We start from the raw sequence: 22,234 nt of genomic DNA on the forward strand, positions 1-22,234 counted from the left end.
GGTGAATGCGTCGCCGGTGCGCGATCTCTTCACCAAACATATCGGCAAACAGCTGACGTCGGATCAGATCCGCGACGCCTTCGACGGCGCCTTCGGTGCCGGCGCCGGCGACCGGGTTCGTGTGTCCTGCCTGGTCGATCCATCGAGCGGCAGGCGCATGATCGGCGAGCTGACGCTCGGCCTCTCCGGCCCGATCGGCCCGGACAGCACGCTGGGCAGCCTGATGCTGGCGTCCGCGCCGACCACCAAGGCGGGTTGCCCGAAAGGTACGGTCGATCCGAGCGGCTTCCAATAAGCCTGGTGAGGGCCTTCGCCGCTCTGCCGCCGGCGCCTTATGCCGATCTCGTCCGGATGCCGGGATCTTGGGCCTCGTCGTCGCCCAGTTCGCCGATGACGCGGTCGCGCCCCGCCAATTTGGCCTTGTAGAGACGTTCGTCGGCCAGCGCGAAGATATCGGCCAGGCAGTTGCTGGCCTCGCCAAGGGTGCAAACGCCGACGCTGACGGTCAGTTCGAACCTGCTGGTGCTGGCGGAAGCCTTGACCGCATGCCTGATGCTTTCGCCGAGCAGCCTTGCGACGGCGTGCGGCTGCTCGGTCAGGATGGCGAATTCCTCGCCGCCTATCCGGAATACCTTTTGCTCGGCGCCGGCGACCTCGGTCAGCACCGCGGCGATCGACTTCAGCACCTTGTCACCCTCGGCATGGCCGAAGCGATCGTTGATCAATTTGAAATGGTCGACGTCGACGATCAGCAGGCTGAGCGGCCTGGCGGTCCGCTGGCTGGCGGCGACCGCGGCCTGGCCGTCAGTTTCGAAGCTGCCGCGATGCAGCAGGCCGGTCAGGCCGTCGCGTCCGACATGCTTGACCAGCGCTTCGTAACGCTCGCGATAGGTCAGCGTGTCGAAAATGTCCGAAATCCCGCGCGGCACGGCGATCTGCCGGGCCTCGAGCCAGCGCAGATAGGCAACCAGCATCAGGCTGTAGGCAAGGGCGGCGCTCATCTTGGCGTACCAGCCGCCGAAGAAGACGGCGATCGGCGCGCCGGTGACGAAATGCAGCGCGGTGAAGAAGCCCGCCTGGTCGAAGCTGAGCACGCAGGCGACGGAGACGAGGATACGGACAAACAACTGATCGCGAAGGTAGCCACCGAGCTTTTCATAGAGCAGGATGATCAGGATGGCGTCGACGAAGAGCAACGACGTGCCCCACACCATCAGCCAGCCCATCTGATCGATGAAGCCGATATCGGGGGCCTTGCCGTCCGGAAGCGGCGAGATCGCGTGCAGGCGCAGGATCAGCACCAAGCCGATCATCAGGGCATTGCCGAGCAGCAGGCCATAGATCGGCTGCCGCACCGTCGCCGCGTCTTCCTTGATGTAGAGCAGGAGCAGCATCACCAGCTTGCCCGAGAACAGCACCGCCGAACCCGGCGACACCATGCCGAAGGGCAGGGCGACGTAAAAGACACTGGCCAGATAGGTCTCGAGAAAGTGCATGACGCCGAGCGCGCAGACGAAGACGCCGAGGCCGATGCGCGCCCTGAAACGGAACAGCGTGACCATGACGCCGAAATAGAGAACCGCTTCGGCAAGGAGCAGGAAACTGTTCAGCAACGCAGTCGATCCGTCCTCTTCGCTGCAACCGCCATCGACCAGCGATTGCCATCACCTCCGTTTTGCCGGGAAATGATTAATCGGTGCTTTCGGATGAACGGATAGCGTGCCGAAAAAGGGCAACGGCAACCGGATGCTTGCAGGTTGATGAGCGTTTGGTGTTCGGGCCGCGGCACCGAAAGCGATTGCCGTTCGGCCCGGCATCGCCTACATAGCGCGCAACCTCCATCCAGTTGACACTTCAGTTCCAGGGAAAGCGCGCGTGGCTCGCCAGTTCATCTATCACATGTCCGGCCTGTCGAAGGCCTACGGCACCAAGAAGGTGCTCGATAACGTTCATCTGTCCTTCTATCCGGACGCCAAGATCGGCATCCTCGGCCCCAACGGCTCGGGCAAGTCGACCATCCTGCGTATCATGGCCGGGCTCGACAAGGAGTTTCAGGGCGAAGCGTGGCTGGCCGAGGGCGCGACCGTGGGCTACCTGGCGCAGGAGCCGCACCTCGACAACAGCAAGACCGTGCGTGAAAACGTCATGGACGGCGTCGCCAGGAAGACCGCCATCATCGAGCGCTACAACGAGCTGATGATGAACTATTCCGACGAGACGGCGGACGAGTCCGCCAAGCTCCAGGACGAGATGGACAGGCTGAACCTGTGGGACCTCGAGCAGCAGGTCGAGATGGCGATGGACGCGCTGCAGTGCCCGCCGGCCGATTCCGAGGTGACCAACCTGTCGGGCGGCGAGCGCCGCCGCGTGGCGCTGTGCCGGCTGCTGCTGGAGCAGCCCGACCTGCTGCTGCTCGACGAGCCGACCAACCACCTCGACGCCGAGACCACGCAATGGCTGGAAAAGCACCTGCGCGACTATCCGGGCTCGGTGCTGATCATCACCCACGACCGCTACTTCCTCGACAACGTCACCGGCTGGATCCTCGAGCTCGACCGCGGCCGCGGCATTCCTTACGAGGGCAACTACACCAAATATCTCGACGCCAAGGCCAAGCGCCTGATCCAGGAAGGCCGCGAGGACGACTCGCGCCAGAAGGCGATCTGGCGCGAGCGCGAGTGGATCCAGTCCTCGCCGAAGGCGCGCCAGACCAAGTCCAAGGCGCGTATCAAGGCCTATGAGGAACTGGTCGAGCAGTCGCAGAACCGCAAGCCGACCGACACCCAGATCGTCATCCCGGCGAGCGAGCGGCTCGGCAATGTCGTCATCGAAGTCGAGGGCCTCAACAAGGGCTTTGGCGACGAACTGCTGATCGAGGATCTGTCGTTCAAGCTGCCGCCGGGCGGCATCGTCGGCGTCATCGGCCCGAACGGCGCCGGCAAGACGACGCTGTTCAAGACGTTCACGGGCCAGGAGAAGCCGGATACGGGCTCGGTCCGCATCGGCGAAACGGTCAAGCTCGGCTATGTCGATCAGAGCCGCGACGCGCTCGACCCGAACAAGACGGTGTGGGAAGAGATCTCCGGCGGCGCCGAGGTGATCAAGCTCGGCAAGCACGAGGTCAACAGCCGCGCCTACTGCTCGTCCTTCAACTTCCGTGGCGGCGACCAGCAGCAGAAGGTCGGCAACCTTTCCGGTGGTCAGCGCAATCGCGTGCATCTTGCCAAGATGCTGAAGGGCGGCGGCAACGTGCTTTTGCTCGACGAACCGACCAACGATCTCGACACCGAGACGCTGAGCGCGCTGGAAGACGCGCTGGAGGCCTATGCGGGCTGCGCCGTCATCATCAGCCACGATCGCATGTTCCTCGACCGCATGGCGACCCACATGCTCGCCTTCGAGGGCGACGCGCATGTCGAATGGTTCGAGGGCAACTTCGAGGAATATGAGAAGGACAAGCTGCGCCGCCTGGGCGCGGAAGCGGCGACCCCGCACCGCATGACGCACAAGCGGCTGACACGGTAGGAGCAGTCCAGAGCATGATGCCGAAAAGTGTGACGCGGTTTTCGGACGACATCATGCTCTATCTCTTTGATTTAGAGGCGGATTCAGATTTCAAGTCGAACAGACCTGAAATCATCCGGCTCTAGGGGCGGCGAACAAAGCGAGGTTCCGAAATGGCTGACTGGTCCGCCGCCCAATATCTGAAGTTCGAGGACGAGCGCACGCGGCCCGCGCGCGACCTGGTTGCGCAAGTGCCAGTCGATTTCCCGCGCCGCGTCGTCGACATCGGCTGCGGGCCGGGCAATTCGACCGAGCTTCTGGTCGAACGCTGGCCGGACGCCGAGGTCAGCGGCTTCGACACGTCGCCCGACATGATCGAGAAGGCGAGGGCGCGGCTGCCGAACGTGAGCTTCGGGCTCGCCGACGCTTCCGCCTGGCAGCCGGAGAAGCCGGTCGACGTCATCTTCGCCAATGCGGTGTTCCAATGGCTGCCGGAACATCCCGCCGTGTTCCAGCGGCTGATGGGGTTTTTGAGTCCGCACGGCACGCTGGCCGTGCAGATGCCCGACAATCTCGACGAGCCCTCGCACCGGGCAATGCGCGAGACGGCGGCCGAGATGCCGTTCGCCGAAAAGCTGAAAGGTGCCGCGCGCGAGCCGCTGCCGCCGGTGTCGTTCTACTACGATCTGTTGTCGCCCTACTGCGACCGGCTCGATATCTGGCACACCATCTACAATCACCCGCTCGCCGATGCCGAGGCGATCGTCGAATGGGTGAAGTCGACGGGGCTGAAGCCGTTTCTCGATCCGCTCGACGCGGAGGAGCGCAAGCTGTTCCTCGACCGCTACACGGCAAGGATCGCGAAAGCCTATCCGAAGACGGCGAACGGCAAGGTGCTGCTGCGCTTTCCCCGCATCTTCATCGCCGCGCGCCGTCCCGGTTAGGAAGCGTTAGCCACACCGCGCCGCGCTCATCACGAGTGCTTGACCGGAATTCGTCGCCATGCGCAGTCTTCAGCCTGGATCGTGACCGGTGGTCCAGGTGGCGGGGGGTAGACTATGGCGCTGGGGAAGATTGCCCTGGGCGGTTGCGTGGGCGTCGCCGCGCTGCTTGCCTTCTCGATGTCGGCAGAGGCCAAGCGGGCGCGCTGCTACACCACGGATGACGGCTATTTCTCCTGCAATTACAGGGCGATCGGCAGCGACGGCAGCTTCCGCATCTCGGCGCCCGGCTATCCGACCTATGTGCTTGAAATCGACGGCCCGGGCTTTGCCTATGGCTATATCAATTTCGGCCGCCGCAATGTGTCGCTGCCTGGGCAGTTCGTGCGGAGCCGCGACGACGGCGCCTGCTGGAACAATCCGCAGACCAACACCAAGCTCTGCGCCTGGTAATTCAAAGCATTCGATTTAAGCTGGCATAAACCGGCCAAATGCGACAAGTGTTGCGCCGGGAGCCCTGGCGCTCACATCAAGCCGCAACGCCCGCGCAGGGGACGGACTGGAAATGCATCGCGTCATCATCAGCGGCATCGGCGCTGAAATCCCTGAACCTGTCATCACCAATGAGGAGCTGGTCGCCAGCTTCAACGCCTGGGTCGACACGGAGAATGCGCGCCGCGAGGTAACCGGCGACGCGCTGCTGCAGAAGTCGGACAGCGACTTCATCGTCCATGCCTCGGGCGTCCGGACCCGTCATGTGGTCGAGCGCGAAGGCATTCTCGACCCGACCCGCATGGCGCCGCGCATTCCGGCGCGGCCGGACGATGCGCTGTCGCTGCAGGCCGAGTTCGGCATCGCCTCGGCGAGGAAGGCGTTGGATCATGCCGGCCTGCAACCATCCGACATCGACCTTGTCATCTGCTCGGCCTCGCACCAGCAGCGGCCCTATCCGGCGATCGCCATCGAGATGCAGCAGGCGCTGGGCACGAAGGGCGCCGGCTTCGACATGGGGCTCGGCTGCTCTTCCGCCGCGGCCGCGCTGCACATAGCGGCAAACCTCGTGCGGGCCGGCGCGCACAAGCGGGTGCTGGTCTCGACGCCGGAGATCATCACCGGCCATCTCAACTTCCGCGACCGGCAGACGCATTTCATCTTCGGCGATGCCTCGGTCGCCATGGTCGTCGAGGGGCTGGAGCAGGGCGAGAAGCGGCCGGGACGCTTCGAGGTGCTGGACACCCGCACCTGGACGCAGATGTCGAACAACATTCGCACCAATCTCGGCTACCACACCCGCACTGCCCAGGACGATCCCTACAGGATCGATCTCGAGGGCAATCTGATCAAGCAGGTCGGCAACAAGGTGTTCAAGGAGGTCACCGTCGCCGGCCACAAATTCATCGTCGAGTTCCTGGCCGAGCACGGGCTGACGCCGCAGGGCATCCGGCGGTTCTGGCTGCACCAGGCCAATGCGCGCATGAACGCGATGATCCTCAAGCTCGCTTTCGGCCATGAGGTCGACCATGACCGCGCGCCGATGGTGCTGGAACGGCTGGGCAACACCGCCGGCGCCGGCGCCATCGTCGCGCTGTCGGAAAACCACGCCGACATGACGGCCGGCGATTTCGGCCTGATCTGCGCCTTCGGCGCCGGCTATTCGATCGGCGGCGCCTTGCTCAAGATGCTCTGAGGTGAGGCCGGCCTGCAAACGGCGGCTTCAAACACACTTTGGCGCCTAGTTTGGTGCAAACGGCACCAGCATAGGCACGCGCCTGGCATAGTCGTCATAGGCCGTACCGAGTTCGCCGCGCAGGAAGCTCTCCTCCAGCCTGGCCTTCACGACGATGCCCACGATGAGGAAGGCGGCGCCGGCCACGCCCCAGACCGTGCCCTTCGCCGCCATGGTGGCGAGTATCGCCACAAGCAGGCCGGTGTAGATCGGATGCCGGACCATCCCATAGGGGCCGGTGTCGATGACGCGGTGGTCGGCCTTGGCGGTGACGGTGCCCGACCATAGCCGGCCGAGATGCAGCCTCGCCCACCAGGAGAAGGCGAGGCCGACCGCGATCAGGGCGACGCATACCCAAGCTTCGGTGAGGGTCGGCATCCAGAGCCGAAGCCGGCCGACATAACCATGCGCCGGCACGAACAGCAGGATCGCGCCGATCGTCCACAGGGCGCGGTAGCGCGCTTCCTCCCGAAAGCCGGCGCGTTTTGCCGCCGGGTCGGCCCAGAAGGCGGCCGCCAGCCATGACACGACCCAGAACAGCCAGAGCGCCGCGATAGCGGGTGCGGGATGCATGGAAGCCTCCTCCGTGACATCACTATCGGATCGTCATGGCGCGGCGGCAATGCGGCGCAAGACGAAAATCGGGGTAAGAAGATCGTGATCGGCGTCGATGGGCATCAAGGCGCTCGACTGGACCATCAGTGCTTTCGACTGGACCCCGTCCGGCGACATCGGCTAAGTCAGGGCATGCAAGAGACGGCAAGCACAATGGATCTGTTCCCCGCGGCGGAGACCCCTGCCGAGATCGTCACGGCGCGCAAACTCGCGGCGAAGGTTTCGGCACTTTACGTCGCGCCGTTCGATCATTTCGAGACGCGGGCGGTTGAGGAACTGCGGCTCGGCTTCGACGGCATAGATGGCGATTTCCATGCCGGCGCCACGCGCCGCTCCGGCGGCCGCGAGCCCTGGTATCCGCGCGGCACCGAGATGCGCAACGAGCGGCAATTGTCGATCGTGGCGGCGGACGAACTGGCCATCGTCGCGGAGCGAATGGGCCTGGCGGAAATCAAGCCGGAATGGATCGGCGCCAATCTTCTCCTCGAAGGGCTGCCGCATCTCTCCATGCTGCCGTCCGGCACGCTGCTGTTCTTCAAGGGCGGCGTCACGATCAAGGTCGACGCCCAGAACGGGCCATGTCGCATCGCCGGACGCTCGGTCGCCGAGAACGCCGGCATGGCCGACCACGAGGCCGGCGCGCTCCTGTTTCCGAAGGCGGCGAAGCGGCTGCGCGGCCTCGTCGCCTGGGTCGAGAAGCCGGGCACGATCAGGACCGGCGAGGAGATCTCGGTGCGGGTGCCGGAGCAGTGGATTTATCGAGCCTAGCTCGGCAACGGGGGGCTGCGCCGCAAGGCGACGCAGCCTGTTCTAAGGCGTGCTAAGCCGCCTTGCGGTTCTTGTTTTCGCCTTGCGCCATAATGGAAACGTGATCCCACTTTTCCCAGGTGGCGATGCGGTTGGCGTATTCGTGCTTGATCATCGGCAAGCCGCCGTCGCCGAAGAATACCCTGAGCGGCGGCTCGGTCGCGTCGACGATGGCTAGCATCGCTGATCCGGTGGCCTCTGGATCGCCGGCGACGGCGCGGCTGCGGCGCTCGGCCATGGCCGTGCGGGCCGGCTCGTAGGCAGCGAGCGGCTTCGACACCTTGGCTGACGGTCCTGCCCAGTCGGTTGAGAAACCACCCGGCTCGACAAGCGTGACGTGGATGCCGAACTCCGCGACCTCCAGGCTGAGCGTCTGGCTGAAGGCCTCCAGCGCCCATTTCGAGGCATGATAGAGGCCGAGCGAGGCAAAGGCGTTGACGCCGCCGATCGACGAAATCTGGATGATGTGTCCGGACCGCTGCGCCCGCATGATCGGCAAGGCGGCCTGCGTTACCCAAAGGGCGCCGAACACGTTGGTCTCGATCTGGTCGCGGGCTTCCTGTTCGCTGACTTCCTCGATGGCCCCGAAATGGCCATAGCCGGCATTGTTGATGACGACGTCGAGCCGGCCGAAGCGTTCATGCGCCCCGGCGACCGCGGCGTCGACGGCTTTCTTTTCGGTGACGTCGAGTTGAATGGCGGCGACATTGTCGCCATATCTCGCGACGAGATCGGCGAGCGTGCCGGCGTCGCGGGCAGTCGCGGCGACACGGTCGCCTCGGGCGAGTGCCGCCTCGGCCCAGACGCGGCCAAAACCCTTCGACGATCCGGTGATGAACCAAACCTTGCTTGTCATGATCTGAGATCCTTGCCCGTGCGGGCCACGATTTGGGGGTAAACGGAGGCTTCTCCGCTTCTTGCCATATACGGCGCACTCGCCGATTTTCCAGAGGCGAGGCAGACTCTTTTTGGAAATGAGGTCCGAATGATCAGCGATAGCGCACCAGGCTCGACCAGGCCGGGTCCTGGTGCTTCTGCCAGTAGAGCGCCATCAGCCGGCTGGTGACCGGGCCGACCTTGCCGTCGGCGACCTGGGCGCCGTCGATCATCGTCACCGGCATGATGCCGCCGGCGGTCGAGGTGATGAACACCTCGTCGGCCGCTTTCAGGGCGGTGACGCTGACATCGATCGCTGCAGCGGAAAGGCCAGCCTCGGCGCAGAGGTCGAAGACGGTGCGCCGCGTGATGCCGGGCAGCACACCGACGCCCGGCGTCGACAATTTGCCGTCCTTGACCAGGAAAACGTTGAAGCCCGGGCCTTCGGCGACATTGCCGTTGAAGTCGAGGATCAGCGCCGTCTCGGCGCCGCGGTCATAGGCGTCGTAGAGGCCGCGCACCAGGTCGAGCCAGTGATAGTTCTTGATCGACGGGTCGACCGAGGCCGGCGGGATGCGGACCTTGTCGCTGATCGCGACATGCAGACCGCGCCGCAACTGCTCGGCATTGGCGACAGAGCCGAACGGCACGGCGAAGGCCATGAAGCGGTTCACCGCCTGGCGCGGGTCGCGGCTGAAGGTGGGCGAGGCGCCGCGCGTGCACAGCATTTCGACATAGGCGGCGCGATGGCCGGACAGCGCCACGCAATTGTGCAGGATCTCGGTCACCGCTTCGCGGTCGAACGGAATCGTCATGCGCAGCTTCTCCAGCCCGCCGAAGAAGCGATCGAGATGCAGATCCAGCCGGAAGAAGCTGCCGTCCCAGACATGGACGGTGTCGTAAGTGGCGTCGGAATGCAGGAAACCCCAGTCCAGCACGGAGATCTTGGCTTGCGACATCGGCAGGTATTGCCCGTCGAGAAAGGCGACGCCGTGGGGATAGGCATGCGGATCGATGTGGCGGTCTGATAGAACAGGCCCGGTGGGCGTAGTGGCAGCAGCGTTCTGGCTCATCGCGGTCGTCCCTGCTCGATGTGACAAGACAGGCTAGCGCGCTGTCCCCTATGCAGTAGAGCCAGCCCGCTGCCCCTGTTTGGCCTCGGGTCCACCCAGGGAGGGCGGTTGCCTCATTCCTCCTCGTCGTCGGATTCCAGCAGGCGCGTGGCGCGCCAGCGGGTCAGCACGATGTTGGTCTGTTCGATGACGAAGAAGCGCGCGGAGTCGCGGTCATAGCCCTCGGCCAAGAGCTTCTCATAGTCGGTGTGGACGTGGCGGATATGGGCGATCGTCGCCAGCCAGACGGAGATCGACGCCGGCAGATTGTGCAGACGCGCCGAGCCAGCGTCGGCGCGGATCTTCTCGATGTCGGCGTAGGGTGCCAGCGGCAACAGGGTGGTCAGCGCCTTGGCGATGGCGCGGCGGCGGTTGGTCGGCGCTTTCATCACTCGTCGCGTCCGGCAATGACCGCCTCGGCAAACGCATCGGTCGAGGCAAAATAGGGCTTTATGTCGATGACCGGCGTGCCATCGAGCACGTCGATGGCATCGAGGTCGAGACGTCCGGCTTCGATGTCGAGTGCGACGAGCTTCGCCACATGCAGCCCGACGGGATTCGGCCGGGCAGGGGAGCGCAACGAAAAAACGCCTTTCGGCTCAGCGGCGTGGCGTGGTTTCTGCACAATCAGATTCCGCGGCGCCTGATCGAACCAGGACAGGATGATGACATGGCTGGCGCGATCCAGCCCGGCAAGGCCCTCGCGATAGGCCGGGTCGATCGTCAGCACCGCCGCCTGTCCCATCTTGCGCGCCGCCCGCATGTTCTTCGGGCAGGTCGCGCGACTCGTCCATGGCGAGGCGATCCGGCCGATGAAGACGACATGGCCGTCCCGCGGCATGGCGGCCGGATCAGTTTCCAGCAGCCTTTCGCCTTCACGTGTCTCGAACATTGCTCTGGCCTCGCTCTTCCGAAAAACGGTTTCCGCCTGTGAATCATGCATGCGTCATTTTCTTGTCCGGAAGCGACATTGGTCTTGCATGGTTGTCAAAATCGACATAAACATATGTTTATATCTTTTTCAAAGAGAAACACTCATGCATGTTTCGCTCGACACGATGGTGGACACCCTCAAGGCAGCTGCCGAATCCAGCCGGCTGCGCATCCTCGCGCTCCTGTCGCGCGGCGACCTGACCGTTTCCGATCTTACCGAAATTCTCGGCCAGTCGCAGCCGCGCGTGTCGCGCCATCTGAAGCTGCTGCTGGATGCGGGACTGATCGGGCGCTACCAGGAGGGGTCGTGGGCCTTCTTCCGCTTGTCTGATACGGATGCCGCGCGCGATTTCGTGCTGAGGCTGGTTTCCGGCATCCGCGGCGCCGATCCGCAGGTCGAGCGGGACCTCGAGCGGCTGGCGGCGGTCAAGCGCAAGCGGCAGGACCGCGCCGCCGAATATTTCTCCGAGAATGCCGCGAGTTGGGATCACATCCGCTCGCTGCATGTGCCGGACCGCGCCGTCGAGGCAGCGCTGCTCAAGCTCGTCGGCAAGCGGCCGTTCCAGTCGATGCTCGACCTCGGCACCGGAACCGGCCGGCTGCTCGAGATATTTTCGCCGCTCTACCGGCGCGGCGTCGGCATCGACATGTCGCGCGAGATGCTGACTGTGGCTCGCGCCAATCTCGACAAGGCCGGCATTGCCAATGCGCAGGTGCGGCAGGGCGACATCTTCGCGCCGCCGGTCGAGCGCGACGCCTTTGATCTCGTCACCATCCACCAGGTGCTGCACTATCTCGACGATCCCGCCCGCGCCATCCGTGAGGCGGCCAGGCTGCTGCGCCCGGCTGGCCGGCTGGTGATCGTCGATTTCGCGCCGCATGCGCTGGAGTTCCTGCGCGATCAGCACGCGCATATGCGGCTCGGCTTTTCCGACCGGCAGATCGCAGAATGGTTCGCCGAGGCGGGCCTCGCGCTCGAGGACAGCCAGGAATTCGAGCCGCGCGGCCAGGCCGAGGCCAGGCTCACCGTCAAGCTGTGGCTCGGCCGCGACCGCCGCATGCTGATCGCCGACCCCTCAAACGACACACTACCGGCCAAAGCATACCAAATTGGGGAAACAGCCTGATGAACCAGTTCCGCTTTTCCCGCCGCCCCGATATTGGCGACAAGGTTCGGGTCTCGTTCGAGTTCTTCCCGCCGAAGACGGACGAGATGGAAGCCAGGCTGTGGGACACCGTCACCCGGCTGGAGCCGCTCAAGCCGAAATTCGTCTCGGTGACCTATGGCGCCGGCGGCTCGACGCGCGAGCGTACGGCCCGCACGGTCAAGCGCATCCTCACCGAGACGACGCTGACGCCTGCAGCGCACATGACCTGCGTCGACGCCGCGCGCGATCAGGTCGACGCCGTGGTGCGCGAATTCGCCGACATGGGCGTCACCCGCTTCGTCGCGCTCCGCGGCGATCCGGCCGCTGGCGTCGGCACCGCCTACAGGCCGCATCCGGACGGCTATGCCAATGGCGCGGAGCTGGTCGGCGCGATGAAGAGCGCCGGCGATTTCGACATCTCGGTCTCCGCCTACCCGGAAAAGCATCCGGAAAGCCCCGACTTCGCCACCGACTTCGACATGCTGAAGCGCAAGGCCGACAATGGCGCGACCCGCGCCATCACCCAGTTCTTCTTCGACAACGATCTCTACGAGCGCTATGTCGAGCGTGCGCGGCGGGCCGGCATCTACATTCCGATCGTGCCGGGCGTCCTGCCGGTGCACAATTTCACCCAGGTCGCCAATTTCTCGGCGCGCTGCGGCGCGCTGGTGCCGGCGTGGCTGGCCGAACGCTTCGAGGGATTGCAGAACGACCCGCAGACGCATGCGCTGGTGGCCTCCGCCGTGGCGGCCGAGCAGGTGCTGGACCTGGTCGAACGCGGCGTCAGCGACTTCCATTTCTACACAATGAACCGCGCCGACCTGGTCTTTGCCATCTGCCACATGATCGGCATCCGCTCGCATGAAGCGGAAGCGACGGGCTCGGCCGCGGCCTGAGCTGTCGTCGTGACATGAAATGCAAAAGGCCGGGTGAAACCCGGCCTTTCGAAATGGATTGACTGTCAGCTGCTATTTTCTTCCGCTCTGGCGGTTACGGAAGAACGCCTATGATTAGGGCGCCGATGAATGCAAACGCTGCACAAATCATCAATGCGTTGATTGGCCTCGTCAGTCCCATGTCATAGCCTCCTCTTAAGAGCTATGGCAGGAGTCTAGGGTCATTTGTGCCACAGGCAAGCGGAAAATGTGCTGCAATGCGACGTGATTGTGGAATTTGCGACCTGGCTTTTGCCGTTAGGCATTGAAACTCTTCGGCAAAAGTCGGCTTAGGGCTTGTGAATAAATTGTGGCGGGGCTGCGGCGGAAGCTGGGCATGGCAGCGCTACCAGGGTTGACTCGGACGGCCTTGCCGCATCGACATCCGATTTGAAATGCGCGATGCGGAAGTCAATCAAAGGATCTAGATCGGCCTTGCGTCCGGCGAACAACGAGCGTCAGCGTTGGCCGAACAAGCGCCCATCGATGGTGACGAGGCCCAGCCCGATCAATGCCATGCCGCCCATTTCGAACAGCTCGAGCCGCTCTCCCAGGAACAGGAAACCGAGCAGCATGGCGCTAACCGGTACGATGACAGTGACCAGCGAGGCGTTGGTGGCGCCGGCCGAGGCGACAAGGTTGAAATAGAGAATGTAGGCGCAGGCGGTGGAGAGCAGCGCCAGCCCCAGCACCGCCGCCCAGACAGGTGGCGAGGCCGCAAACAAACCGCCTGGACCATGGGCGAGGAGCACGACCGGGATCATGATGATGGTCGAGGCGGTCAATTGTCCGGTGGCGATGACCGGCGATGGCACGCCCTTGAAGCGGCGGGCGATCATCAGCGCGATAGCGTAGGACAGCGAGGCGCCGATCAGCGCGAATTTCGCCCAGACCGGACCGCCGAGCCCGGCAAGCAGGCCGGGACCGATCATCACCGCCGTGCCGGCGATGCCGAGCGCAATGCCGGCAAGCTTGTTCCAGGACAGTTTCTCGTCAGATGTCAGCGCATTGGCGAGGACCAGGGTCCAGAACGGCGTGGTGGCGTTGAGCACCGAGGCGATACCAGCGCCAAGTTCTGTCTGGCCGGCGAAGATCAGCGAGAAAGGGACGACATTGTTGGCAAGCGCCAGCAGGAATAACAGGCCTGCGTGCGGGAGGGCGAGGCGGAAGGAAGGGCCGCGCACCGCCAGATAGAGCTGGAGCGCTGCCGCCGCGATGGCGACACGAAACAGCACCAGCACCAGGGGCGAAAGTTCCGAGACGGCGATGCGGGCGAAGAAGAACGACCCGCCCCAGATCGCGCCGAGCAAAAGCAGCTGTCCCCAATCGGCAAGCGTCATCGGGCCGCGAGCCGTGGCGGTGGCTGCTGCTGTTGCCATATGCTTGCCCTCCCGGACCGTCGGAATGCCAATCCTGTCGAATGTCCTGTTCAAGCCATATGCGGTTCCGAAGCAAGCGCCACCCGAAACCTGGCGGCTGGCCTAGCTCTTCCCACAACCGGCTTAGCTCAGCAGCCGTAACAGGCCGAGACACAGAATTGTTTTCTTTGGCCGCTAGCTTGGATTAATTGTGCGCAGCCTAGTTTGAGGGATTCGTCCATGCAGCGATTCGAGAATGCCCGCGAGGCGGCGCTGGCGCTTCGTCCGGACGATCCGGTCTATTGTTTTCGCCCGCAGGTGCTGAGGGCCGACGCCCTGCAGTTCATGGGCATGTTTCCCGGCAAGACGGCCTATGCGGTCAAGACCAATGGCGAGCAGATCGTGCTGAAGGCGCTGGCCGAGGCTGGCGTCACCGCTTTCGACGTCGCTTCGCCCGGCGAGTTCGCCGCCGTGCGCGCCGTCTCCCCCGATGCCGAGATGCTCTACATGCATCCGATCAAAGCGCAGTCCGACATCAAGCTGGCGCTGGAGAAATACGGCATCCGCGTCATCTCGCTCGACCATGAGGACGAGATCACCAAGCTGACCAGGGTGGTGCGGGCGCTCGACATCGATCCTGGCGCCATCACTGTCTTTGTGCGCATCCAGACAAAGGGATCGGCCGCCTACGAACTGTCGAAGAAGTTCGGCGCCGGGCCGGCCAATGCGGTGGAACTCGCCGAGCGGCTCAACCGCACCGGCTACAAGGTCGGGCTCTGCTTCCATGTCGGCAGCCAGATCGAGGACCCGGACACCTATGAGCGGGCGCTGGCCTCGGCAGACTGGGTGCGCAACCGACTGACCTTCGACATTGCCGGGCTCGATGTAGGTGGCGGCTTTCCGGCCGAGTATGGCCATGATCCCAACCGCAAGCAGGTCGAAATGCCATCGCTCGGCCAGATCATGTCGCGGCTGTCGGGCGACATCAAGGAATACCAGTTCGACCAGGTGCCGCTGGTGGCGGAGCCCGGACGGGTGATCGTTGCGCGCTGCCTGTCGCTGATCGTGCGCGTGCTCTTGCGCAAGGGCAAGCGGCTCTACATCAATGACGGTATCTGGGCATCGTTGTCGGATTCATGGACGGGCAAGATCACGCTGCCGGCGCGCTTCATCCCGGATCCGGCGATCCGTTCGCGCAACGGCGAAGAGAAGAACATCGTGCCGTTCAAGGTCTGCGGCGCGACCTGCGATTCCGTCGACATCCTGTCCAGACCATTCTGGCTGCCGGAAACGGTCGACACCGGCGACTGGATCGAGATCGGCCATATCGGGGCTTACTCATTGTCGCTGCGGACCCGCTTCAACGGCTTCTTCCCCGACACTTTCGTCGAGGTGACGACACCGTTCGACGAGGGCGATGCGCCGCAGGGTTTCGCGAGTTTGGAGACGATGGCGGATTGAAATCCGTTGGAGATGGCCTACCAGCCGATCATTCTTACGAAATTGTCAAATTTCTCGATGCCCAGTGGCGCAGGATAGCGTCTGCTGAATTCGGCCGCCTTGAAGGGCTTTGAAAAGTAGGTGAACTCCCACTCACGACGGTCGGGGAGATAGTCAACGCGCAGGTTTTCGCGGTTGAATTCAATGGGATTGTTCACGCTGATGACCAACGTGTGCATCGAAGTGAAGGCGTGGAATCTGCCCTCCGCATAGGCAGAACGGATGTGGCGAATGAGATCGACCAAAGGCTTTTGATCGAACGATTCTTGGATAAGTGAAGCGTAGAATGCCTCGATGTCAGCCCACGGTTTCGGAGACGCGGTAATCGGCGTGTAGCCGTTCTTTGGGTCGAAGCCGCTCATACATTGCTTTCAACGTGCTCGCGCCAACGACTACAGCCTCGCCAAAAGCTCCGGCGTGGGCCAACCGTCCACCGGGAGGCCAAGCCGCATCTGTTCCTTGCGGATTGCCTCGCGGGTGTTGGTGCCGAGGATGCCGTCGACTGTGCCGACATCGTAGCCTTTGGCTTCGAGCTTCGTCTGCAGCGCCTTCATCTGATCGCCGCTGAGGCCGGGTTCGGGATCGCGTGGATCGAGTTGTGGGGCGCCCGCCAGCCGGGCGGCAAGGTTGGCCGCGGTCAGCGCGTAGGTGAATGACTGGTTCCATTCGAGATAGACGTCGAAATTGTCGTAGGTGAGGAAGGCCGGTCCCTTGCGGCCCATCGGCAGCGCCAGTCCGGCCTTGAGGCCGTTGTCGATGAGCGGCGTGCCGTCCGGGTTGGTGACGCCCCAGGCGGCCCATTGCGGCAAAGGCAGCTTGTTGGTGCGGCCGGTCTGGTCCCAGGGCATGTCGTCGGGCGCCCGGACTTCCTCGATCCAGGGCTGGTCGCGCTTCCAGCCGCGCGACAGCACCTTGTTGGCCGTGGTCATGATCACGTCCGGCACGCTGTGACGCAAGTCGACGATGCCGTCGCCGTCGCCGTCGACGCCGCGGGCAAGGTAGTCGGTCGGCAGGATCTGCGTCTGGCCGATCTCACCGGCCCAGGCGCCGGTCACGTCGGCAGGCAGGACGCCGCGATCGATCAGCGTCAATAGCGGCACGAGTTGGGGACGGAAAAGCTGCGGGCGGCGGCAGTCATGCGAGAGCGTCACCAGCGCGCTCAGCGTGTGGAAATCGCCCTGGACGGCGCCGAAATCGGTCTCGAGCGCCCAGAAGGCGGCGATGACGGGCGCCTGGACGCCGAATTCCTGGTCGGCGCGGGCGAAGACGTCGGCGTATTTCTTCAGATTGGCTCCGCCCTGCTTCAGGCGGTAAGCCGAGATCATGCGGTTGGAGAATTCGGTGAAGGTCTGGGTGAAGACGCCCTGGGCGCGGTCACGAGCCAGGACCTTGTCGTCGAGGCTCGCCTGTTCCAGCGCGTTCAGGCCGACGGCGCCGACGCCGGCCGCCTTGGCTTCCGCCTCCACGCCCTGTTTCCAGGTGTTGAAATCGTCTCCGCACTCCTGCGCCGCCGCCGGCCAGGCAAGAGCGCCGACAACCAGCGCCGCCAAGATGTCAACACGCAATCGCATCGCTTCCCTTTCGAACCCGGCGCACGCCCCGCCGAACCCGAACCGGTTCTGGCCAGGACCATGCGTGATTCAAAGCTCAGGAGCGTCCTCGGGCACCCGCCTGGTACGCCGCTCCGGACTGCCAGCAGCTCAATACATCGCCGCTGGTCGTGTCGAAAAGCAGGCAGGACGGCTCATGTCAACGGGTGTTCTGCCGCAGCCACTTGTTCCAGGCGACTTCCGAGCCGTTGAAAACGTTGATGTCGGATTTGCCGGTCATGCCCGGAACGATGCCGGTTCCGGTATATTGCCAGAAGGTGAAGGGGTGGCTGCCATACTTCTGGCGAGGGTGGCCAGCGACCGAGCGCAGCCAATAGGGATAGCCGCGGAAGGTCGCGAGGCCGTTGTCGTCGAAGAAGTCGATCGAGGTGTAGATGATCGGCTTCTTGCCGTAGTGCCGCTCGACGATTTCGAGGAAAGTGGTCATCTCCGCGCGCACCGTGGCCGGGTCGGGCCGCAGCCGGCACGTCGGCGATTTCGGGTTCCATTCCATATCGAGCACCGGCGGCATCGCCGAACGGTCTTTGGGGACGTTGGCGATGAACCAGCGCGCCTGCGTGGCGGCGGGTGTGCAGAAATAGAAGAAATGATAGGCCGCGCGCGGAATTCCCACGGCTCTCGTGCGCGCCCAGTGCTCGTTGAAATAGTCGTCGAAGCGGTCGCCGCCCTCGGTCGCCTTGATGAAGGCGAAGGAAATGCCGCTCGCCTTGGCTGCCGGCCAGTCCACCGATGTCTGGTATTTCGAGACGTCGGTACCGTGGATGGCATAGCTCCACGGCGCACCGCTGTCCCACTCATGCGGCTTGGAATCCTCGAAGCGCGGTGCGCGCACCGCAACCATCGGGCTGCTGGAGGACATCACCGGCGTCAGGTCGTCAACGGTCGAGCAGGCGCCCAGCAGCGTCAGCATGATGAGGGCCGCAAGACGGCGCATCGCTACTCCTGAGCCGGGTTCAGCCGGCCGCTGATGGGTCGTTTCGGGTGGCCCCCTTGGCCGTCCCCCGCCGGACGATCACCCCACAGGAACGTCCAGTCTCCTCAAAGCGCACCCTTTTGGCGCGCTTTAATCTCTCTTTCCAGTGCATGTCGTTGTCCCAAAACCGCTGCGCACTTTTGGGCGACATGCATCATGTGATCGCCGATCATGGTTGATATTCGGTTGACGGCGCTCGACAGCAGCCGAGATTTTGAGGCAGCAATGGCGGCAAATCGATGGCATAAATCGGGCGCCACACGCAGGGGGTGAGATGCGGATCGTCGTCAAGATCGTCAAATGGTTGCTCGGCCTGGTCGTGCTGGCGATAGCAGCGTTGGTCGCCTGGCTCTATGTCGCGCCGCCCGAACTGATCCGCGTCGGTTCCGGCTATTCGGCCAAGATCGTGTGCTCGAACGTTTTCATCGCCGGGCGCGACGCCAACCAGGTGCTCGCCGTCGATGTCCAGGCGCCGGGCCATCCGCTGCTCAGGCTGATGAGAGTGTCGGTGGACAAGGAACGCGGCATGGTCTCGGCAGGCCTGTTCGGCGTGCTCGGCAAAAGCGTGGCCGTCGCGCGCGACGGGCTAGGCTGCGCTACCGTTCCGGACGGCAACACCGGCAAGGCGAGGCAGACGGCGATCTACGCCGGGCCGGCCGCCACCAGGCAGGATGCGCTGTGGCCGGAGGGTGAGCGAGTGGACGCCTCGCAGAATCCAGAAATCGCGAAGATCGTCGACGACGCGGCCATGGCCGGCGCCGGCATGCGCGCCGTGGTCGTGGTGAAGAACAGCCATATCGTCGCCGAGCGCTATGGCGAGGGCTTTTCTGCAAAGACGCCGCTGCTCGGCTGGTCGATGACCAAGACGGTCAATGCCGCCATCGTCGGCACGCTGGTCAAGGACGGCAAGCTGGCGATCGACAACAAGGGCCTGTTCGCGCCCTGGAAGGCGGATGGGCGCGCCGCGATCAGCCTTGCCGACCTGATGGCGATGTCGAGCGGGCTGGAGTTCAACGAGGATTATGGCGACGTCGCCGATGTGACGCGCATGCTCTATCTCGAACCCGACATGGCGGGTTTTGCCGAAGCCAAGCCGCTGACCGGCGAGGTGGGCAAGGTGTTTTCCTATTCGAGCGGCACGGCGGTGATGCTGTCGCGGCTGTGGCAGGACGCCATCGGCGACAAGGCCAAGGCGCTGACCTGGCCGCGGACGTCGTTGTTCGAGCCGCTCGGCATGCACAGCGCCGTGCTCGAAACCGACGAGCAGGGCAGCTTTGTCGGCTCGTCCTATCTCTACGCCACGGCGCATGACTGGGCGCGGTTCGGTCAGTTCCTGCTGCAGGGCGGGGTCTGGAACGGCAATCAGCTCCTGCCCGCCGGCTTCGTCGACTGGATGCGGGAGCCGGCGGCGGCCTCGAAGGTCTACGGCAAAGGCCAGGTATGGATCGAAGGGCCGGGCGATGAGGAGAACCCTGGCGCCGGCGTCGCGGCCGGCCTGCCCAAGGACACCTATTGGATGGAGGGGCATGACGGCCAGACGGTCGCCATCATCCCGTCGGAGCAGCTGGTGGTGGTGCGGCTTGGACTGACACCGGCCAAGCTCAACTATCGCCCGCAGGTGATGGTTGGCGCGTTGGTGGAGGCGCTTCACTGACTACCTGGCTGCGCCGATCACGCCGAGCCAAGCGTAGCCGCGATAAAGCGTTCTGAAATGGAAGGTTGCGCCGGTTCGCTCGGATTCTGATTCCAAAACCTCGCGCAGCGATTCACGCGGCGCGACGTGGAATCTTTTGAGCCAGCCGCGCAGCAGCGCCCGGAACCAGCGCGGCAGGCCCTCCTGCTGACCGAAATCGACGACATGCAGGGAGCCGCCTGGCGCCAGCGCGGCGAGTGCCGCTGAAACCGTTTTTTCCCAGCCCGGGATCATCGACAACGAGTAGGACACGAAGATGCGGTCGAAACGCGCGACGCCGTAGAGCGTGCCAGCGTCGAAATTGGTGGCGTCGCCGAGCGCCAGAGTGACGCGGCCGGACCGGTTTTCGCGGGCGATGGCTGCTGCCGCCGTCTCCAGCATTTCCGCCGAGATATCGAGGCCGAAGAAGCGCGCCTCGGGATAGCGGCGGGCGGCGAGGATGATGTTGCGGCCGGTGCCGCAGCCGAGCTCGAGCACGGTTCCGCCCGGGGGCACCTCCAGTCCTGATATCAGGCGGTCGCGGCCGAGCAGATAGTATTTGCGGGTGAGATCGTAGATGTGGCGCTGCCAGCGATAGACGCCGTCCATCAGCTCGGCATGGCTGGCGGGCAGTTCGGTGGTGCTCATCAGCGCTTCACATAGAGGTGGAAGCCGCCATAGATGGCCGAACGGTCGCGCGCGGAGAAGTCGCGCGAGGCCTCGGCCTCGTAGCTCCACTGGTCAAGCAGCGAGTTGGAGACGCGACCGGGCAGCAGGCTGGGCTCGGCCGCCGTGCGGAAGATGACGCGGGCGCCGGCCGATGCCGTGCGGGTGATCTCGGCCCACAGCGCGTTGAGCTGGTCGTCGGTCATCCAGTCCTGCGCGTCGAGCAGGATGAAGCGGTCGACCGCGCCCGCATCCTTGCCGGCGAGGAACTCGATCAGGTTGGTGTGGTTGATGGCGACGCGGTCGATGTTGTCGCGGATCACCTTGTAATTCCGCTTCTCCAGATAGGCGGGGAGTGCTGCCTCGCCGGGCTCGGGATAGCGGCGGGCAAAGGCCTGCCAGGCGAAATAGTTGGTGTTCAGCGGGAAATCGCAGGCGAGCTTTTCCAACCTGGCCTTGAGCACGCTGGCCATCGTGCCGTCGCCCGAGGTGATCAGCGAATCGTACTGCGCCGGCGGAATGCCGAGACCGAACAGCGAAGCCTTGCGCGACGTCGCCCATTTCAGCAGCGGCTTTTCGAAGACCGGCGCCAGCTCCTCGTTGAAGAAGCGGCGCTGCTCGCCGATGTTGCTGGCCTGCATGATGCCGGCGGGGTCGACGCCAAAGAACTTGCCGACGCGATGGCCCATGGCGATGAACAGGCCGAGCAGACCGGTCTGGTAGAAATTATGGTCGAAGACCTCGATGCGCCGGCGGCCGCGCCAGTTGCGGCGCTCCCAGTAGTGGCGGCTGACCGGATCGAGATGCGGCGCGATGAAGCGGTCGTAGGCTTCCGAATTGTGGCTGGTGTCGGCGGCGCCGAAGAAGCGGAACAGGTCGCCCTGCGACGGCAGGCGGCGCACCGCCTCGAGCTTCATACGGTTCAGCGCGATATGGGCGGCGTTGAGGTCGACGGCATCAATCCGTTCGGGCGAACGGGTGAGGTAGGCGAGGATGTTGCAGCCGCCCGACGCGATGGTGACGATGCGGTGGCCGGCGCCAAGCTGCATGGCCTCCATGTCGACATCGGGGTCTTCCCAGATCTGCGGATAGACGAGGCCGGAAAACAGGAAGGCGAAGAGCCGCTCCGACATGCCGGCCTTCGACAGCGGGCGATTCTGGTAGACGGCTTTTCCAACTTCCTTGCCGCGACGAAAAACCAGATCTCCGGAAACGTCCGTCATGGCAAGTTGATTCCCCGTTTGTGTTGGCGCAAGCGGGTAGCGCAGCGTCATGACAGGCTGGTGACAGCCTGTTGACGCCAAATCAGGCCTTCCTGCCAAATCCTCCAGGGGTCGGCGTGGTGACGATGACGGCCTCGCCGGCGTCGAGAACGGTCTGGTCGCAGGCTTTCAGCACATCGATGGCGCCATTGTTTCGACGGACCTTGGTGGAGCCCGCCTCACCGTCGCCGCCGCCGTCCAGCCCTTGCGGTGGCCGGTTGCGGTGTGAGGACAGGATCGCGCATTCCATCCTTTCGAGGAAACGGATGGTGCGCTTCGTGCCGTCGCCGGCATCCCACTTGCCCTTGCCGCCGGAGCCTTCGCGAATGTGGAAATCCTCGAGCAGCACGGGGAAGCGCAGTTCCAGCACTTCAGGATCGGTGAGGCGGGAATTCGTCATATGGGTATGGACGCCTGAGGTGCCGGCAAAGCCGCGGCCGGAGTTCATTTGGCCGGCGGGCGAGCCCGAGCAGATCGTCTCGTAGTACTGGTACTGCTTGTTGCCGAAGGTGAGGTTGTTCATGGTCCCTTGCGCATTGGCCATCGCGCCCATGGCGCCGAACAGCGCATTGGTCACATGCTGCGAGGTCTCGACA

General features: G+C 64.2%; 22 protein-coding genes and 1 pseudogene. 10 read left to right on the forward strand and 13 right to left on the reverse strand.

The features are described 5' to 3' along the window. A pseudogene (locus tag EN745_RS09980) lies at positions 1–295 on the forward strand (ribonuclease); the annotation flags it as partial. 37 nt (positions 296–332) lie between these two features. Here EN745_RS09980 and EN745_RS09985 read toward each other — a convergent pair. Beyond that, entirely contained in the window at positions 333–1,613 is a 1,281-nt protein-coding gene (locus tag EN745_RS09985; protein WP_127421178.1) for a GGDEF domain-containing protein, read from the reverse strand. Between the two features lie 262 nt (positions 1,614–1,875). Between EN745_RS09985 and ettA the strand changes: the two genes are divergently transcribed. The 4 genes from ettA to EN745_RS10005 all read left to right on the forward strand — a co-directional run bounded on the left by ettA (position 1,876) and on the right by EN745_RS10005 (position 6,132). Further along, complete coding sequence (gene ettA / locus EN745_RS09990; protein WP_126053865.1) at positions 1,876–3,525, forward strand: energy-dependent translational throttle protein EttA; 1,650 nt, start codon at positions 1,876–1,878, stop codon at positions 3,523–3,525. A 152-nt stretch (positions 3,526–3,677) separates the two neighbouring features. Continuing rightward, on the forward strand, positions 3,678–4,448 hold the full coding sequence (gene tam, locus EN745_RS09995) for a trans-aconitate 2-methyltransferase (protein ID WP_126053866.1): 771 nt from the start codon (positions 3,678–3,680) through the stop codon (positions 4,446–4,448). A 114-nt stretch (positions 4,449–4,562) separates the two neighbouring features. Further along, on the forward strand, positions 4,563–4,898 hold the full coding sequence (locus tag EN745_RS10000; RefSeq protein WP_126053867.1) for a hypothetical protein: 336 nt from the start codon (positions 4,563–4,565) through the stop codon (positions 4,896–4,898). A 112-nt stretch (positions 4,899–5,010) separates the two neighbouring features. Beyond that, a complete protein-coding gene (locus tag EN745_RS10005; RefSeq protein WP_126053868.1) occupies positions 5,011–6,132 on the forward strand; it encodes a beta-ketoacyl-ACP synthase III in 1,122 nt (373 codons plus the stop codon). 45 nt (positions 6,133–6,177) lie between these two features. On the opposite strand, the gene EN745_RS10010 is transcribed toward EN745_RS10005, so the two are convergent. Continuing rightward, complete coding sequence (locus EN745_RS10010; RefSeq protein WP_126053869.1) at positions 6,178–6,744, reverse strand: isoprenylcysteine carboxylmethyltransferase family protein; 567 nt, start codon at positions 6,742–6,744, stop codon at positions 6,178–6,180. Between the two features lie 195 nt (positions 6,745–6,939). Between EN745_RS10010 and EN745_RS10015 the strand changes: the two genes are divergently transcribed. Beyond that, complete coding sequence (locus tag EN745_RS10015; protein WP_126053870.1) at positions 6,940–7,554, forward strand: MOSC domain-containing protein; 615 nt, start codon at positions 6,940–6,942, stop codon at positions 7,552–7,554. 52 nt (positions 7,555–7,606) lie between these two features. On the opposite strand, the gene EN745_RS10020 is transcribed toward EN745_RS10015, so the two are convergent. The 4 genes from EN745_RS10020 to tsaA all read right to left on the reverse strand — a co-directional run bounded on the left by EN745_RS10020 (position 7,607) and on the right by tsaA (position 10,473). After that, on the reverse strand, positions 7,607–8,449 hold the full coding sequence (locus EN745_RS10020) for an SDR family oxidoreductase (RefSeq protein WP_127421179.1): 843 nt from the start codon (positions 8,447–8,449) through the stop codon (positions 7,607–7,609). Between the two features lie 133 nt (positions 8,450–8,582). Continuing rightward, a complete protein-coding gene (locus EN745_RS10025) occupies positions 8,583–9,542 on the reverse strand; it encodes a D-amino acid aminotransferase (protein ID WP_126053872.1) in 960 nt (319 codons plus the stop codon). 113 nt (positions 9,543–9,655) lie between these two features. After that, positions 9,656–9,970 (reverse strand): DUF2293 domain-containing protein, encoded by a 315-nt coding sequence (locus tag EN745_RS10030; protein ID WP_126053873.1) that lies wholly within the window; start codon positions 9,968–9,970, stop codon positions 9,656–9,658. Next, positions 9,970–10,473, reverse strand: coding sequence for a tRNA (N6-threonylcarbamoyladenosine(37)-N6)-methyltransferase TrmO (gene tsaA / locus EN745_RS10035; RefSeq protein ID WP_127400296.1), 504 nt, complete (start codon positions 10,471–10,473; stop codon positions 9,970–9,972). Before tsaA ends, EN745_RS10030 begins: the two co-directional genes overlap by 1 nt. A 145-nt stretch (positions 10,474–10,618) precedes the next feature. Here tsaA and EN745_RS10040 point away from each other — a divergent pair, with 145 nt between their 5' ends. Together EN745_RS10040 and metF are read left to right on the forward strand one after the other, a co-directional pair. Further along, positions 10,619–11,641 (forward strand): metalloregulator ArsR/SmtB family transcription factor, encoded by a 1,023-nt coding sequence (locus EN745_RS10040; protein ID WP_127421180.1) that lies wholly within the window; start codon positions 10,619–10,621, stop codon positions 11,639–11,641. Further along, positions 11,641–12,558, forward strand: a complete 918-nt coding sequence (metF, locus tag EN745_RS10045; RefSeq protein ID WP_127421181.1) for a methylenetetrahydrofolate reductase [NAD(P)H] — start codon at positions 11,641–11,643, stop codon at positions 12,556–12,558. The genes EN745_RS10040 and metF overlap by 1 nt, the downstream gene beginning before the upstream one ends. 497 nt (positions 12,559–13,055) lie before the next feature. Here the strand turns inward: metF and EN745_RS10050 are convergent, their stop codons facing one another. Next, positions 13,056–13,976: a DMT family transporter gene (locus EN745_RS10050; protein ID WP_127421182.1), complete on the reverse strand. Its 921-nt coding sequence runs from the start codon at positions 13,974–13,976 to the stop codon at positions 13,056–13,058. 219 nt (positions 13,977–14,195) lie between these two features. Between EN745_RS10050 and EN745_RS10055 the strand changes: the two genes are divergently transcribed. Further along, entirely contained in the window at positions 14,196–15,416 is a 1,221-nt protein-coding gene (locus tag EN745_RS10055; protein WP_127405428.1) for an alanine racemase, read from the forward strand. A 17-nt stretch (positions 15,417–15,433) separates the two neighbouring features. Here EN745_RS10055 and EN745_RS10060 read toward each other — a convergent pair whose 3' ends face one another. The 3 genes from EN745_RS10060 to EN745_RS10070 form a co-directional block, all read right to left on the reverse strand. Continuing rightward, a complete protein-coding gene (locus tag EN745_RS10060) occupies positions 15,434–15,817 on the reverse strand; it encodes a hypothetical protein (RefSeq protein ID WP_127421183.1) in 384 nt (127 codons plus the stop codon). Positions 15,818–15,847: 30 nt separating this feature from the next. After that, positions 15,848–17,026: a lytic murein transglycosylase gene (locus EN745_RS10065; RefSeq protein WP_127405426.1), complete on the reverse strand. Its 1,179-nt coding sequence runs from the start codon at positions 17,024–17,026 to the stop codon at positions 15,848–15,850. 178 nt (positions 17,027–17,204) lie between these two features. Beyond that, a complete protein-coding gene (locus tag EN745_RS10070) occupies positions 17,205–17,999 on the reverse strand; it encodes a GH25 family lysozyme (RefSeq protein ID WP_126053881.1) in 795 nt (264 codons plus the stop codon). A gap of 313 nt (positions 18,000–18,312) precedes the next feature. Between EN745_RS10070 and EN745_RS10075 the strand changes: the two genes are divergently transcribed. Beyond that, entirely contained in the window at positions 18,313–19,692 is a 1,380-nt protein-coding gene (locus EN745_RS10075; RefSeq protein WP_127421184.1) for a serine hydrolase, read from the forward strand. Here the strand turns inward: EN745_RS10075 and EN745_RS10080 are convergent, their stop codons facing one another. The 3 genes from EN745_RS10080 to EN745_RS10090 form a co-directional block, all read right to left on the reverse strand. Then, a complete protein-coding gene (locus EN745_RS10080; protein ID WP_127405423.1) occupies positions 19,693–20,358 on the reverse strand; it encodes a class I SAM-dependent methyltransferase in 666 nt (221 codons plus the stop codon). Then, entirely contained in the window at positions 20,358–21,650 is a 1,293-nt protein-coding gene (locus EN745_RS10085; RefSeq protein WP_127421185.1) for a DUF3419 family protein, read from the reverse strand. Before EN745_RS10085 ends, EN745_RS10080 begins: the two co-directional genes overlap by 1 nt. Positions 21,651–21,681: 31 nt before the next feature. Then, a partial coding sequence (locus EN745_RS10090) for a hydantoinase B/oxoprolinase family protein (RefSeq protein WP_189363006.1) occupies positions 21,682–22,234 on the reverse strand: 553 nt, incomplete at its 5' end.

Origin of the sequence: Mesorhizobium sp. M4A.F.Ca.ET.022.05.2.1 (assembly GCF_003998845.1) — a bacterium.
Classification (GTDB): Bacteria; Pseudomonadota; Alphaproteobacteria; order Rhizobiales; family Rhizobiaceae; genus Mesorhizobium.